We start from the raw sequence: 800 nt of genomic DNA, 5'->3' as shown, positions 1-800 counted from the left end.
TCCGCTGCGGACCTTCCTGCCCGCGCTGCTCCTCCGGCTCCGATCGTGGCAGCTGCCCCGATCTTCACTTGGACCGGCTTCTACGTCGGTGTGAACGCCGGCTATGGCTGGAACAACAACGACGACCTCACCTCGGTTGCGGTGCCGGCCGGTGCCGTGGGCGCGGGCTCGCCTGCGGGCACGATTACGTTCAGCGATGACGACGGCGACGGCTTCGTCGGCGGCGGCCAGATCGGCTACAACTACCAGATCGGCTCCTTCGTGGTTGGTCTGGAGGCCGACCTGCAGTGGGCGGATCTCGGCGGCAGCAACGGCAGCGCCACCTTCCCGGCGGCCTGGAACGCCTACGACTTCGAGCCGGCCGGAGCGGCCGGCGGCGTTGACTGGTTCGGCACGGTGCGGGCCCGCGCCGGTGTCGCCTTCGACCGCGCCCTCATCTACGCCACCGGCGGTTTCGCCTACGGCGGCGCCGACGATGACAACGACTTCTTCGACAACGAGGACGACGTGCGCACCGGCTGGGTTCTGGGTGCCGGCGTCGAGTACGCCTTCACCAACAACCTGACGGCTGGCATCGAAGGCCTGTGGGTCAACCTCGATGGCGACAACGACAGCACCTTCGTCGGCAGCTCGATCCCGACGGCCGGGGCTGATCGTCAGGCGGTCGAGGTGGCTGGCGCCGACCGGGACAACGATTCCGACTTCTTCGTTGCCCGGGCCAAGCTGAACTACAAGTTCAGCACGTACTAAGATCCGTCGCTTCCGCGACAGAAAAGGCCCGGGAAAACCCGGGCCTTTTT

Annotated in this window: 1 protein-coding gene; it reads left to right on the top strand. The window is 67.0% G+C overall.

Going from position 1 to position 800, the window contains the following annotated elements; translation table 11 throughout:
• A partial coding sequence (locus ACUXUR_RS26765; RefSeq protein ID WP_445505384.1) for an outer membrane protein occupies positions 1–750 on the top strand: 750 nt, incomplete at its 5' end.
• Between the last annotated feature and the right edge of the window lie 50 nt (positions 751–800).

The organism is Microvirga medicaginis (assembly GCF_052658925.1).
Note: the sequence above shows the minus strand (reverse complement) of the source record. Positions and strands in the feature narration are given on the sequence as shown.